General features: G+C 57.9%; 16 protein-coding genes. 14 read left to right on the forward strand and 2 right to left on the reverse strand.

The window, feature by feature from the left end; genetic code table 11:
* Nucleotides 1-89: 89 nt before the first annotated feature.
* Nucleotides 90-1301: an EAL domain-containing response regulator gene (locus tag HU731_RS26005; protein WP_186606308.1), complete on the reverse strand. Its 1212-nt coding sequence runs from the start codon at nucleotides 1299-1301 to the stop codon at nucleotides 90-92.
* Between the two features lie 202 nt (nucleotides 1302-1503).
* On the opposite strand from HU731_RS26005, the gene HU731_RS26010 reads away from it, so the two are divergent.
* From HU731_RS26010 to HU731_RS26065, 12 genes are all read left to right on the forward strand, one after another.
* A complete protein-coding gene (locus tag HU731_RS26010) occupies nucleotides 1504-2130 on the forward strand; it encodes a response regulator transcription factor (RefSeq protein WP_057710092.1) in 627 nt (208 codons plus the stop codon).
* 174 nt (nucleotides 2131-2304) lie between these two features.
* Entirely contained in the window at nucleotides 2305-2859 is a 555-nt protein-coding gene (locus tag HU731_RS26015) for a fimbrial protein (RefSeq protein WP_082628774.1), read from the forward strand.
* A gap of 56 nt (nucleotides 2860-2915) precedes the next feature.
* On the forward strand, nucleotides 2916-3455 hold the full coding sequence (locus HU731_RS26020; RefSeq protein WP_186606307.1) for a fimbrial protein: 540 nt from the start codon (nucleotides 2916-2918) through the stop codon (nucleotides 3453-3455).
* A gap of 44 nt (nucleotides 3456-3499) precedes the next feature.
* Nucleotides 3500-5989 carry an outer membrane usher protein gene (locus HU731_RS26025; protein WP_186606306.1) on the forward strand — a complete coding sequence of 830 codons (2490 nt, stop codon included), beginning with the start codon at nucleotides 3500-3502 and terminating at the stop codon, nucleotides 5987-5989.
* 24 nt (nucleotides 5990-6013) lie between these two features.
* Complete coding sequence (locus tag HU731_RS26030) at nucleotides 6014-6769, forward strand: fimbria/pilus periplasmic chaperone (protein ID WP_186606305.1); 756 nt, start codon at nucleotides 6014-6016, stop codon at nucleotides 6767-6769.
* 35 nt (nucleotides 6770-6804) lie between these two features.
* Nucleotides 6805-7377 (forward strand): fimbrial protein, encoded by a 573-nt coding sequence (locus HU731_RS26035; RefSeq protein WP_186606304.1) that lies wholly within the window; start codon nucleotides 6805-6807, stop codon nucleotides 7375-7377.
* A 10-nt stretch (nucleotides 7378-7387) separates the two neighbouring features.
* Complete coding sequence (locus tag HU731_RS26040) at nucleotides 7388-7873, forward strand: fimbrial protein (protein ID WP_164692263.1); 486 nt, start codon at nucleotides 7388-7390, stop codon at nucleotides 7871-7873.
* Nucleotides 7870-8373, forward strand: a complete 504-nt coding sequence (locus tag HU731_RS26045) for a fimbrial protein (RefSeq protein WP_094775091.1) — start codon at nucleotides 7870-7872, stop codon at nucleotides 8371-8373. Before HU731_RS26040 ends, HU731_RS26045 begins: the two co-directional genes overlap by 4 nt.
* A gap of 9 nt (nucleotides 8374-8382) precedes the next feature.
* Nucleotides 8383-8919, forward strand: coding sequence for a fimbrial protein (locus HU731_RS26050; protein ID WP_094775090.1), 537 nt, complete (start codon nucleotides 8383-8385; stop codon nucleotides 8917-8919).
* 5 nt (nucleotides 8920-8924) lie between these two features.
* Entirely contained in the window at nucleotides 8925-9770 is an 846-nt protein-coding gene (locus tag HU731_RS26055; RefSeq protein ID WP_057710100.1) for an MrpH family fimbial adhesin, read from the forward strand.
* Between the two features lie 110 nt (nucleotides 9771-9880).
* Nucleotides 9881-10135 (forward strand): DUF1652 domain-containing protein, encoded by a 255-nt coding sequence (locus HU731_RS26060; protein ID WP_056784067.1) that lies wholly within the window; start codon nucleotides 9881-9883, stop codon nucleotides 10133-10135.
* A 5-nt stretch (nucleotides 10136-10140) separates the two neighbouring features.
* Nucleotides 10141-10419: a hypothetical protein gene (locus HU731_RS26065; RefSeq protein WP_186606303.1), complete on the forward strand. Its 279-nt coding sequence runs from the start codon at nucleotides 10141-10143 to the stop codon at nucleotides 10417-10419.
* Between the two features lie 19 nt (nucleotides 10420-10438).
* Here the strand turns inward: HU731_RS26065 and HU731_RS26070 are convergent, their stop codons facing one another.
* A complete protein-coding gene (locus tag HU731_RS26070; RefSeq protein WP_186606302.1) occupies nucleotides 10439-10939 on the reverse strand; it encodes a CinA family protein in 501 nt (166 codons plus the stop codon).
* A gap of 123 nt (nucleotides 10940-11062) precedes the next feature.
* Here HU731_RS26070 and HU731_RS26075 point away from each other — a divergent pair, with 123 nt between their 5' ends.
* Both HU731_RS26075 and HU731_RS26080 read left to right on the forward strand, forming a co-directional pair.
* Nucleotides 11063-11470, forward strand: coding sequence for a low affinity iron permease family protein (locus HU731_RS26075; protein WP_186606301.1), 408 nt, complete (start codon nucleotides 11063-11065; stop codon nucleotides 11468-11470).
* A 621-nt stretch (nucleotides 11471-12091) separates the two neighbouring features.
* Nucleotides 12092-12856, forward strand: a complete 765-nt coding sequence (locus HU731_RS26080; protein WP_186606300.1) for an OBAP family protein — start codon at nucleotides 12092-12094, stop codon at nucleotides 12854-12856.
* The last annotated feature ends 4 nt before the right edge of the window (nucleotides 12857-12860 follow it).

Genomic DNA, 12860 nt, shown 5'->3' on the forward strand with positions numbered 1-12860 from the left:
GGAAACGTTGGCAGGTCCTTCTGCACACGCACTAGGGATGTCTAGCGAAGAGAGTGGGCACAATGATAGTTCAAAGCGGGTGCGTTCCTTCAGCCATCCGCCAAGGTCGATCTCTCAGAAGCGACCTGGTGCACGCAGTATGTGATGAAATGACGCTCGGGCATCGGTCGAGCAAACAGAAAGCCTTGTGCGACGCTGGCTCCCAACTCGATCAGGCACGCCTGTTGCTCGGCGGTTTCGACCCCTTCGATGACCAGCGACATATCCAGCGCCTTTGCCAGGGCGACCGCGCAACTGATGATCGCAGCGTTTCGAGGCCGATTTTGCATCTGAAGCACAAAAGCGCGATCAAGCTTGATCTGATTGAATGGCAGATCACTGAGCCGCCCCAGTGACGAATAGCCGGCGCCGAAATCATCCATCGCCAGGCCACATCCGAGCATACGCAGGCGTGCCAGGTTTTCCAGGCTGCTGGCGGGTACGCGGATCAAGCCGGACTCGGTAATCTCAAACATCACACTGGACGCTGCTACCTGATATCGCTTGAGTAGCTCGGTGATTTTTTCGGTCAACTTGCGGCACGCCAGTTGAGCAGGATGCAGGTTGAACGCCAATTCAATCGCCACGCCCTGCGATGCCAAGCGCTGACGCAGCGAGAGACCTTGTTCGAACAGGTGCCAGAACATCTGTTCGATCAAGCCATGCGTTTCCATTACCGGCAAAAAATGTGCGGGAGCCAATACGCCCCACTGAGGATGCGCCCAGCGTGCCAGCACTTCCGCGCCGACTAATTTCTGGCCCTCCAGCGTCACTTTTGGCTGGTAATAGGCCTCAAACTCGCCGTTGTTGAGGGCGCGCTGTATATCAGCAAAACTCGCTAACTCCGTGGATTCCAACGGCCTGGGCGCAACGTTGCCCAGCGCACGGTAGCGTTTGACCAGCTGACTGAAGTCCACCAGGTTGAAGGGTTTGCCCAGGTCGCCAAGCAAAGTCAGGCCCAGACAATGAATCATTGATATCGCGGTCTGGCGTAGTACCGCGTCAAGCTCGCTGCACAACACGACTGCACGTACCTTTGCGCTGTTGCTGGCATGACGCAGGAAGGCCAGCCCATCCATTCCTGACATTTTCAGATCGCAAAGAAGAATATCCACATGAGTGCTGGCAGCCAGGATAGCCACGGCTTCGGCGCCATCCGCCGCTTGAAGAACTGGCATGGCCAGGTTTTTTTCCAAGGCAGTCACAGTCACCAGGCGCTGGAAGGGCTCGTCCTCCAGCACCAGCACAATCAAATCTTGCATCACAGTTCTACACACAAGAGGGAGGCCCAGTGTGCGAAAGCCTTGCCGACGCATCCATGAGAAATTTCCTACATCAAAAGAGAAATTTCTGAAGCCGCGCTATCCGGTTAGACAGTCCTGCTCTATCCTGTAAATAGTATTAACCCTTATTAATCCGCTTATATTGCCTCGTCATAATGCGCGCTGAAGGTCAATTTAAACTATGCACAGTGTCCTTGTAGTCGACGATCATCCGGTGATTCGGCTTGCCGTAAAAGTAGTGTTGGAAAAGCATGGGATGCGCGTGGTAGGAGAAGCAGATAATGGGCTCGATGCCGTCCGACTGGTTCGGGAACTCACGCCTCAAGTGGTAATTCTTGATATTGGTATCCCTAACCTTGATGGTTTCAGCGTGATTACTCGCATCAAGGCGCTGAACGTACGCAGCGAGATATTGATACTGACATCTCAGCCGGCCGACTCAGCCTGCCGGCGCTGCATCCAGCTGGGCGCTCGCGGTTTCGTCAATAAGGAAGAAGATCTGTCCAGCTTGGTGACAGCCATCAAGGCCGTTGATGCCGGTTATAACTTTTTCCCGGCACTGACTTATGACAGCGTGAACTCGGCAGAGCAATTGACTGAACGTGAGCAGATACACTCATTGACTGATCGGGAAGTCACGGTACTGCAATACCTGGCGCAGGGTTATTCAAATAAACAGATCAGCGACATGCTGTTCCTCAGTAACAAAACCATCAGCACTTATAAAACCCGCTTGTTGCAAAAGCTGGGGGCCAGCTCCCTGGTGGACCTGGCTGAATTTGCCAAGCGCAATGCCTTGACCTCCTGATACACACCACCAACGTAGGAAACGTCTGATGGGTACATAGGCAACGTCCCACTCACTTTTACCCCTCTCACTCCTAGACTCGCTCCAGCTCAACGGCACACAGATGCCAGAGCTTTACAGAGAGTTGCGTTGAATCCACTTCCCGGATTTCAACACCTAACCAGGAGTAAGAAAATGAAAGTTAGTACGTTGGCTGGTGCAATCATGGCAATCACCCTTGCAGCGACTTCAGCTGTGAGTATGGCGGCAGACAAGGGGCACGGCACCATCACCTTCAAAGGCTCGATTATCGACGCCCCCTGCTCTATTGCCCAAAATTCGCAGTACCAAACGGTTGAGATGGATCAGATTGCCAACGTCGCACTGAGAAACGGCGGCAAATCCCAACTGACCCCCTTCAAGATTGAGCTGCTGGGCTGCGACATGGGCACGCTGAAGTCCGCGACCGCCAAGTTCACCGGTTCGCCTGCCGCCAACCCCAAGTTGCTCGCCCTTAAAGGCAGCGCTAAAGGCGCCAGCCTGGCCATCGCCGACCACACCGGCGAATTGCTTGATCTGGGCAGCGAGTCGCCCGCTCAGACATTGGCCGATGGCAATAACTACCTGCTGTTCAATGCTTATCTGCAAGGTGACATGAGCACCCCTGCAGGCGGCGGCGAAGCGGTTGCAGCAACGGTTGTTCCAGGCAGCTTCGAGACCTTCGCCAACTTCACCCTCGATTACCAATAACAGGCATCGTCACTCAGGCACCCCGGCGTACGCCGGGGTTGCTTGCGGAGGTTTGGATGACGCGCTCAACCGCTGTGTGGGTGATGCTTTATGCCTTGGGGCAACCCGCCTGTGCTACCGAACCTGCGGCCAACAGTGCGCTCAAGGGCCGGGTGCAATTGACGGGCAGCATTGTTGACAGCGCCTGCACTTTATATATGGGCAGCGACAGTCAGACGGTCAACTTTAAACCCACGGCGCTCAATCGATTGATAGACAGGAGCCCTGCGGCCCAACAATCCCTGAGCCTCTATATCAGTGATTGCATTAGTTCAACAACGCAGCGCAATTCCGATAGTTCAAAGCGCTTCAAGCTGACCTTCGAAGGAGAGGGTCAAGGCCAATATTTCGGCATGCAAGGCAGCGCCCATGGCGTTGCACTGCAGATAAAGGACACACAAGGCAGGTTAGTGTCCCCCGGCATGTTACTTGAGCACAGCCTCGTCTCCAGCGACCTGCTGGTGCTGAGCTACTCACTGACTCTTGTCGGAAGCGGACAGACACTGGAAGCGGGCGACTATCACGCCACGATCAAGCTGAGCATTCAGCACTTCTGAACTGCAGATACGCATTACGCCGTGTCGCTCAAGGATTTAGTCACGTGGATCACGCAAAGGTACTGGCTGCCACTGCATTGTGCTGCGCTGCGGCGTGGGCAAGTGCGGCCGAAGAATTCCAATTCAATACGGATGTATTGGACCTCAAGGACCGCCAGAACCTGGACCTGGGCGTATTTGCCTCGGCCAATTTCATCATGCCTGGCGAGTACAACCTGCTGGTACACGTCAATCGCGATACGTTGGTGGAGTTCCCCATCACTTTTCTACCTGCGCCGGATGACCCCAAGAGCAGCCTGGCTTGCCTGTCGACGACGCTGATCGACCAACTGGGTTTAAAACAACACGTCCTCGACACCCTGGCATGGTGGCACGACGGTGCATGCCTAGACCTCAGCAGCGTGACGGGTATGCAGGCACGCGCTGACCTGAGCAGCTCTGGCCTGTACCTGAGCATTCCCCAGGACCAACTGGAATACACCGCGCCCGACTGGGATCCACCTTCACGCTGGGACGAAGGCGTTTCCGGAATGCTGTTCGATTACAACTTCAACGCCCAGACCACCCAACAGCGGCGTGGCAGAGGACGCAATGACAACCTCAGCGGCAACGGTACTGCTGGGGTCAACCTGGGAGCCTGGCGTCTGCGTGGCGACTGGCAGACCCAGTTGCAACGCAGTGGCGACCAACCTTCACAGCAACAGTTTGCCTGGAGCCGTTTCTATGCGTTGCGGGCCATGCCCTCGTTGCGCTCGAACCTGATGCTGGGCGAGGACTATCTGGACTCAAACCTGTTCGGCAGCTTTCGCTATACCGGCGCCAACCTGAGCAGCAACGACAACATGCTGCCCCCTAACCTCAGAGGTTACGCCCCGGAGGTCACGGGAGTGGCACGCAGCAATGCACGGGTGGTGATTCGCCAACAGGGGCGCGTGCTCTACGACACCCAGGTACCCCAGGGCGCCTTTCGTATCCAAGACCTCAACAACGCGGTCAGTGGCCAGTTGGACGTACGCGTCGAAGAACAGGACGGCAGCGTGCAAGAGTTTCAGATCGACACAGCGAGCATCCCCTACCTGACGCGTCCCGGTACGGTGCGCTACAAGCTGGCCGCTGGCAAACCTTCGGACTGGGACCACCAGCGCGATGGGCCCGCGTTCGCCACTGGCGAGTTCTCCTGGGGCGTGAGCAATGGCTGGTCGCTGTATGGCGGCGGGCTTGGCGCCAAGGACTATGGCTCCCTGGCCGTCGGCGTAGGCCGCGACCTGATGCAGTTCGGCGCGCTGTCAGTGGACGTCACCCAATCCAGAGCCACATTGCCGGGCCAAGACACCTTGAGCGGCAAGTCTTACCGCGCCAGTTACTCCAAGCGCTTCGATGAGTACGACAGTCAGGTGACGTTCGCCGGTTATCGGTTCTCGGAAAAGAATTACATGAGCATGAATGAATTCATCGAAAACCAGCGTGGCGCCCTACCGCTGAACCAAAGCAAGGAGCTGTATACCGCAAGCCTGAGCAAACAGTTTCGCGAATCGGACCTGAGCCTTTATTTGAACTACAACCACCAGACCTACTGGAACAGCCGGGCCAGCGATCGCTACAGCCTGTCGCTGTCGCGCTACTTCGATGTGGGCCGCTTGAAAAACCTCAGCCTGTCGTTGACCGCCTACCAGAACCAGGCCAACGGCACATCGGATGACGGCGCCTACCTGTCGATCAGTATTCCGTGGGACAGCACCGGATCGATCAGCTACAGCTCGTCAGTCAATCGCGGAGAAAGCACCCACAGTGTGAGCTATTACGACCGGCTCGATGAGCGCAACCACTACATGCTCAGTGCCGGCAAGGCCTCAAGTGGCGAGACGGCCAGCGGCTTTATCGCCCATGACGGTGACCAGGCGCAAGTGGTGGCCAGCGCCAGCTATCAGACTGCTGAATACACCTCGGCCGGACTGTCGCTGCAAGGTGGCGCGACCGTGACAGGGCAAGGCGCAGCCTTGCACCGCAGCAGCGTAATGGGCGGCACTCGGTTGCTGGTGGATACCCAAGGCGTGGCGGACGTACCGGTGCGCGGCAACGGCGGCACAACCCGTACAAACCGGTTTGGCAAAGCGGTGATCACCGACGTCAACAGTTACTACCGCAACTACGCCAGCATTGAACTGGACAACCTGCCGGACGATGTCGAAGCCACCCAATCAACTACCCAGGCGACCCTGACGGAAGGCGCCATCGGCTATCGCCGCTTCGATGTAATTGCCGGCGGCAAGGCCATGGTCGTGATTCGCATGGCCGACCGTAGCGCCCCGCCGTTCGGTGCCAACGCGCAGAACCATCTGGGCCAGGCCACCGGAATCGTGGGTGAAGACGGAGCGACCTATTTGAGCGGAATGAAGCCGGGCGAACGCATGTCGCTGCATTGGGATGGCAGCGCGCACTGCACATTCACCCTGCCCGAACAGGTCGTTTCACCTGACAAACAACTGGAGCTGTTCTGCCAGCCCATCCCCGCAGCGGACGACACCGCCGTTTAACCCATTGCACAGGTACACCTACGTATGACCCGTTTTAAACGCAACACCCTGCCCCTGCTCACCTTGTTGAGTGCGTGCGCGGCGCCTTTGAGCCAGGCCGCTGTATCGCTGGATCGCACCCGCGTGATTTTCATCGGCAGTGAAAAGTCGGTCAGCCTGGGTATCAGTAACCAGAATGCCCAACTGCCCTACCTGGCCCAGGCGTGGGTGGAAAATGAAAAAGCCGAAAAAATCACCAGCCCGCTGGTGGTACTGCCGCCCATTCAACGCCTGGAAGCCGGCGCCACCAGCCAGATCAAAATCCAGGGCCTGCCCGAGCTGAGCCTGCTGGCCCAGGATCGCGAATCGCTGTTCTATTTCAACCTGCGCGAAATCCCCCCGCGCAGCGATAAACCCAACACATTGCAGATCGCGTTGCAAACACGGGTAAAGCTGTTCTATCGGCCTGCGGCCATTGCCGCAAAGACCGGGGCGAACCAGACGCCCTGGCAGGAAGCGCTGACCCTCACTCGCCAAGGCGACCGCTATCTGGCGAATAACCCCACGCCGTACTTCGTCACGCTGATCGACGCCACTCAATCATTGGAATCGGCCAGCCCTGCCGACTTCAAGCCGTTGATGATCGCCCCCAAGTCCCAGGCCGACCTGGGAGTAGGCGCCAAAACACTGGGCGACCAACCCGTGCTGACCTACGTCAACGACTATGGCGGCCGGCCGCAACTGCAGTTCAGTTGCGACGCGCACACCTGCACCGCCAAGCCCGTCAGCAGTAAACGCTGACCTCAAGCCATGACGTCCTCAAGTGAGGGGAAACGATGATGTTTGCACTCCGCAGTTGCCTCGGCATCTTTCTGTATGGCGCCTCAACCCTTGCGCAAGCCACGGGTGAGCTCGCGCAGACCGCCGAATTCCAAGTCGCCGGAACCTTGCTTGAAAGCGCTTGTTACCTGGACCCTGCCTCGGCCTATCAGACCTTGCAGATGGGCGATTTGAGCACGGCCCGGCTGGCACACGTCGGCGACCAGGGCACCGCGCTGGCGCTGCAACTCAAGTTGCAGGGGTGCGTACGCAGCGAAGGCGGTCGACAGGACCAAGCTCATGGTGTGCTGGTGTGGAGCGCGATCGAACCCGTCGCCACGCTGACCTTCAGCGCCGTGGCCGACGCCGACAGCCCCGAGCTGATCAAGGTCAGCGGCGCAGAAGGTTTCGGTCTGCGCCTGCTCGATGTACAGGGCAACGACGTGCATCTGGGGCGTGAAGCCCCGACCTGGTTCGTCTCGCCGGGCGACAACCACCTGACATATTACATCCGCCCGCAACGCACGGCAGCGCCTTTGCGCCCGGGCAGCTTCCACGCCAGCCTGAATGTGAACCTGGCGTATGACTGAGGATTGCAGCATGACGCGTATGCGCAGGTTTCTTCTGGCCACGCTGCTCACCTGTGCAGGGTCTGTACAGGCCGTTGAACCGAAGGTGGTGACGATCAAGGGTGTCGTGTATGCCGCGATCCCCTGCGTGATCAATGACAACAAACCCATTACGGCCGCTTTTGGCGACGTGCTGATCGCCGCTATCGACGGTCATTACAAAACCATCACCTTGAACTACACGCTCGATTGCGCGCGGTCGGCGTCCCGTGAGCTACAGATGCAAGTTCGCGGTAACAGCGCAGGGTTCGATCCCGCGTCACTGCAGGTGCAAGGGTTTGACAACCTGGGGATCGCCCTCAAGAAAGACGGCACGCCGCTGGCGATCAATACCTGGAGCGACTTCGATACCGACAAGCAGCCGCTGCTGCAGGCCGTGCTGGTCAAGAGCAACGCTGGTGAAGTCAAGGCCGGCAGTTTCAGCGCAGGCGCAACCTTGATGGTGGACTACCGATGAGACAGTTTGATCGTTGGCTGGCAACCCTGTGCGTGGCGACCTTGGCGCTGCCGTGTCTGGGCGCAGACAACCTGCAATTTTCCGGAACCTTGCTGGCGCCTCCGGTGTGCCAGGTCAGCGATCAGGGCGGACGACTGGAGGTGCGTTTCAAAGGCAATATCGCGATCAGCCGGATTGATGGCGAACGCTATCGCCAGGCAATTCCTTACCAGATCGAATGCCCCGGTGCCAGCAACGCGCCTGTCACCTGGCATATGCGCCTTACCCTCAAAGGGGCGTACGCCCATTTCGATCCCACCGCCCTGAAGACCTCGGAGCTTGACCTGGGTATCAAGGTATTGCTCGGTGGCACTGCGCTGATTCCCGGCGAACCCAGGGACATTGACTTCAACACCGCGGCGCTGCCGGCGCTGGAAGCCGTGCCGGTGAAACTCGCCGGCGCGGCGTTGCGCAGCATCGAATTCACCGCTTCGGCGTTATTGATGGCCGAACTCTACTAAGGAACCTCTATGAGCAAATGGGCCATTACCCTCAGCGTTTGGGTCGCTACCGCCGTTTGGTGGTCCGCGGCGCAGGCAGCAGAGGACAACCTGCACTTCTCCGGCGTCCTGGTGGATGAACCCTGCGTGCTGGCGGTGGAGGACGAGAACATGGAGTTGGACTTCACTACAGTCATCGACAAGGACCTCTACCTGAACGGCAGAACACGCGGGCGCCCGATCAATTTGCACCTGCGCAACTGCGACCTGGAAGTCGGCAAGCGGATGGTCAGCATCACCTTCAGCAGCAGCGCCGAAAGTACCGAGCTGCCCGGGCTGTTGATGCTACAGAGCGCCACGGTCCGCGGCCTGCTGGTGGGCCTGGAAAGCACCAGCGGCGACGCCTTGCCGCTGAACAAGACTCACCCCATGAAGGTGCTTGCCAGCGGCGACAACCTGGTCAGCTTCAATGCCTACCTGCAAGGCGAGCCCGAGGCCTTGGCCAAGCGCACCCTCGGCCTGGGCGCCTTTGATGCATCCCTTACCTTTGCCTTGAGTTACGAGTAATCGCCATGAACTGTTTGTTGATCGCCCTGCGCCATTGCCTGGTGTCTTGCGTGCTGTTGTTCGCCGTGACGGGTCAGGCAGGCGCCATAACTATCACCTCCACTGAAAGCCGATACGAGTCAGGCGGCATCCGTTATTACTTCACCGTAGACAACTGGTCGATATACGACACCACTCCCAGCCCATGCAGAAGCGACAACTATGGAGTCGACACCTGCGTTGTCGAACTGGCAATGCGACCGAACCCCGCCAATGCGTCGACAATAGGAGAAAGGTATGAATGGAGAGTACCGGTCGGACGAGGCAAAGCCACAATGGGGGATATGTTGACAACGCTTAACCGCTACGGGTTTTCGATACCGTTCAGAGGTTCTGTTCTGGTGAGCAAACAGAGTAACGTCAACAGTGAGATGTGTCTAAGTTTCAGCGTATCGACAATCGGGCCGGCGATAGGTGGCGTTATCGGCCTTTTCGGCCCTTGCACACGCGTTATGCCCCCCATTCTGCGATGCGATATCAGCGGCGATACCACCATCGATCACAAGAGTCTGGCCGATACACAGCTGGACGGCGCAACGGCATCGATTCAGCTGACGGTACACTGTAAGGGGACGACCAGCGTCACTATCACAACAAGCATCTCAAACTACTTTGGCGTGAAACTCAGAAGCGATGGAAGCCTTTATTCCAGGATCACCGTCAACGGCAGGGACGCCACCTATGGCACTTATCAGACGGTGCGCGATGACGAGCCAACTCCCGTCAACATTACTTCAACCCTGATCACGCACGGCACAGTTGCCCCGGGCAGCTTTTCCGGCTCTACAGTCATCACCATTTCACCGCCTTGAGGACAGACACATCCAGCAAACTCGCATCGCACAGCCATTACCTTGCCAGTATTTACGCCAACTGATTCTGAGCTAGCCTTAACGCGCTGAGTCCTTTATGCGGTGAACTCATGGATACGTTAACGAAAGCCGAAATCGAAACGGCCCTGTCCGCTCGTCTTCCCAAGTGCGCGGTCAAGTGCGCGCTCAACCAAGACGGCAGCCTTTCAGTCACCGTAACGGCGCGCGGTATGGACCAATTCACCATCGCCAACATCAACCGCGCCCACTACCACGGTGTTTCGGGGATCAACCGGCTTGTGCGGGAAATACGTGAAGAAATGGTCATCGCCAGGCAGTCTTTCTGGCTGTCATCGGTGGGGTAACAGATATGCCAGACGCTACTGACGCAACGCTGCAACCGGTCAACATTGAATACCTGCAAGACACGCTGTTCGGTGTGAACACGCTCGCCAGCGAATGCATGGGGCAACTTGTGCGCACTGCGCCCGGTGTGCAGTTGCGGCTTGCGCCGCCATGGCCAAAGCTATTGCCGAAGGCCCACTGGATTAGCTTTGAATGGAACGGTCAGGCCTATCGTGGTGTGGTGCAGGAGGCTAAGTCCTTAACCAATGGCGACTTGCTGTTGGACATCGAACCGCAGCCGTAAAAGCGCGCACTTGGCAGCATTAGGCGCGCTCACCCGCCAACGCCCGCTGGTGAAAATGCGGCAGCCATTTCAACGCGTGAAGAGACGCGGCCAACTGCACCTGCTCACGAGAGCCCATGAAGCGTTCCTTGCGACTGAACACACTCAGTGCCCCGCCGTTTCGATAGGCCCAGGCAAAACAGACAGTGCCTGGGGGAATGCCGTCCATCCCATCCGGCCCCAGCAGGCCAGTGGTGGCGACCGCTACATCCGCAGGGCTGTCGCGCAGCGCGCCGTGAGCCATTTCCTGGGCGACTTCACAGCTGGTGAGGTTGAATGTTTCGATGGTGTAGGCGCGCACCTTTAACAGGCGCTGTTTCGCCTCTGGCGAATACACCACGTACCCGCTTTCGATCCACGAACCGCTGCCGTCGACCTGGGAAAGCAAGGTGATGATCTTGCCCGCGGTACACGACTCGGCCGTCGTGATGACCAACTGATGGTGCTTGAGGTATTCGACGATAGAAGCAGCGACCGACATGCTGAACGCTCCTGTGCAGAGGGGTGTTGCTGATTGATTTTTGTCAAAAAAAATCGATTTGTAAAAAAGAATTTCGAAAATCTGCTGGGGTCTACAGAGGAACATCCCCCAGGAGACAGCACCATGAAGTTCGCGAAATTCTGCCAAAAACTCTCCAACCAGGCGGGCAGCTCAAAAACATTTCTGACAGCCGTCAGCTTGATTGCTGTTTGGGCGCTCACCGGGCCTTACTTTCATTACAACGACACCTGGCAGTTAATCATCAACACCTCCACCACCATCATCACCTTCCTGATGGTGTTCCTGATCCAGAATACCCAGAACCGCGACAACGATATTCTTCATCTGAAACTGGACGAGCTGATTCGTGCCACCAAAGAAGCCCACAATGCGGCGTTGAGCCTGGATAAGCTCGGGTCGCGAGAGCTGCAGAAATTGCGCGAGCAATACAGCAAGTTGGGGCAGCCTAACGCGGTTGATGACATAGGGCGGGAGGCGGATTCTTCCGGTTCTTCTCGTGGCCCGATCTGAGGCCTGTGCCGGTCAGAGTGCCTTGCGCAACGCTGTAGCGATTGATGGTAACCACGATGCGAAGCGAGCCGCTCTTGATCTTGCTCTTGATCTTGCTCTTGATCTGCTTTTGATCTTGATCTCAGGCGCCCCGTTAAACCACGCTGGCCGAACGCAGGCTTGAATTCGTGGGTAACCCGGCAGGACGCCGGGTTAGCCGCCCCGCGCCATGGATGGCGCGTGGCGGCGGCCCACGGATTCAAGCCTGTGTTCGGGCACACCGAGCCTAAGCGAGGTGCCGAGTGGTGGGGCAAGAGCGTTTTGCTTACTTTTGCGCTTCTCAAAAGTGAGACGCCGTCAGGGCGTAACCCTAAGTGGCCGTTACCGCAGCAATGGATATGTACACAATCCAACTGTGTTGACTGTCAGGCCGCCTTCGCGAGCAAGCCCGCTCCCACAGTTTGATCGCGGGGCATCAGATAGATAGGGGCAGTCATCGCAGGCAAGCCAGCTCCCACATGCGTGAGTGTTCAACTCAAAGCATTTTGAACGCCCCGTACGCTCGTCTTTCCAACGAGAACAGGATCAACCCTGACGCAGATCCTCGAACGTGACCACACCGGCAACAGGAGGCAGCCGACCATGACCGACACCCCAACCCATCGAGTGACAAAATCCCTATCCACCGCAGTGACACTGGCCCTGCTCAGCGCCTGCGCTGGCAACAACTCCCCCTCGAATGTCGAGGCCCCCGGCAAGCCCACAACGCCCTCGACCCGAACGCTGGAAGCCGGCGCCGCCCTGCTTCAATCTCGCCCCCCCATTGACGCATTGAACGCCTACCTGGACGGCTTTCACTTCTACAACGGCCATCCCGATGTACAAATGGAAGCCCATCACTACTGCGCAATCCTCAACGAGGAGGTCATCCAGTGTGTGATCTACGACGGCAACCGCAAGGATGCCAAGTTGATGGGCGTGGAGTACATCATCAGCGAGGCGCAATTCAACACGCTGCCCGCGCCGGAGAAGGCGCTGTGGCACAGCCATGTACATGAAGTGAAGTCAGGGCAACTGGTCGCTCCGGGAATCCCCGAGGTGGCGGAGCATGCACTGATGGAGAAGCTGGTGCACACCTATGGCAAGACCTGGCACACCTGGCATACCGATCTGGATAAGCGCCTGCCCTTGGGCGTCCCGCAATTGATGATGGGGTTCACCGCTGACGGCCAGGCCGACCCACGTATGGTCGCCGAGCGAGATAAACGCCTGGGCATCGACAGTACCGAAAAGAAAAAGTCTCGCGCCGATATCCCCGCGCCGCCCATCGCACCCGGTGCAGACGCGTGGCGCCAGGGCACGGTTATCCAGATCGCCGACCCAACCCAAAAGGCCCACCGGCACTGACACC

The sequence above is a fragment of the Pseudomonas salmasensis genome, from assembly GCF_014268375.2.
Lineage (GTDB): Bacteria > Pseudomonadota > Gammaproteobacteria > Pseudomonadales > Pseudomonadaceae > Aquipseudomonas > Aquipseudomonas salmasensis.

What these genes read in the sequence shown, in the direction of transcription:
- HU731_RS26080 (WP_186606300.1), top strand. Translation starts at nt 12,092, where the DNA reads ATGACCGACACCCCAACCCATCGAGTGACAAAATCCCTATCCACCGCA.
- HU731_RS26065 (WP_186606303.1), top strand. Translation starts at nt 10,141, where the DNA reads ATGCCAGACGCTACTGACGCAACGCTGCAACCGGTCAACATTGAATAC.
- HU731_RS26010 (WP_057710092.1), top strand. Translation starts at nt 1,504, where the DNA reads ATGCACAGTGTCCTTGTAGTCGACGATCATCCGGTGATTCGGCTTGCC.
- HU731_RS26035 (WP_186606304.1), top strand. Translation starts at nt 6,805, where the DNA reads ATGATGTTTGCACTCCGCAGTTGCCTCGGCATCTTTCTGTATGGCGCC.
- HU731_RS26060 (WP_056784067.1), top strand. Translation starts at nt 9,881, where the DNA reads ATGGATACGTTAACGAAAGCCGAAATCGAAACGGCCCTGTCCGCTCGT.
- HU731_RS26005 (WP_186606308.1), bottom strand. Translation starts at nt 1,301, where the DNA reads ATGCAAGATTTGATTGTGCTGGTGCTGGAGGACGAGCCCTTCCAGCGC.
- HU731_RS26015 (WP_082628774.1), top strand. Translation starts at nt 2,305, where the DNA reads ATGAAAGTTAGTACGTTGGCTGGTGCAATCATGGCAATCACCCTTGCA.
- HU731_RS26020 (WP_186606307.1), top strand. Translation starts at nt 2,916, where the DNA reads ATGACGCGCTCAACCGCTGTGTGGGTGATGCTTTATGCCTTGGGGCAA.
- HU731_RS26070 (WP_186606302.1), bottom strand. Translation starts at nt 10,939, where the DNA reads ATGTCGGTCGCTGCTTCTATCGTCGAATACCTCAAGCACCATCAGTTG.
- HU731_RS26075 (WP_186606301.1), top strand. Translation starts at nt 11,063, where the DNA reads ATGAAGTTCGCGAAATTCTGCCAAAAACTCTCCAACCAGGCGGGCAGC.
- HU731_RS26045 (WP_094775091.1), top strand. Translation starts at nt 7,870, where the DNA reads ATGAGACAGTTTGATCGTTGGCTGGCAACCCTGTGCGTGGCGACCTTG.
- HU731_RS26055 (WP_057710100.1), top strand. Translation starts at nt 8,925, where the DNA reads ATGAACTGTTTGTTGATCGCCCTGCGCCATTGCCTGGTGTCTTGCGTG.
- HU731_RS26040 (WP_164692263.1), top strand. Translation starts at nt 7,388, where the DNA reads ATGACGCGTATGCGCAGGTTTCTTCTGGCCACGCTGCTCACCTGTGCA.
- HU731_RS26030 (WP_186606305.1), top strand. Translation starts at nt 6,014, where the DNA reads ATGACCCGTTTTAAACGCAACACCCTGCCCCTGCTCACCTTGTTGAGT.
- HU731_RS26050 (WP_094775090.1), top strand. Translation starts at nt 8,383, where the DNA reads ATGAGCAAATGGGCCATTACCCTCAGCGTTTGGGTCGCTACCGCCGTT.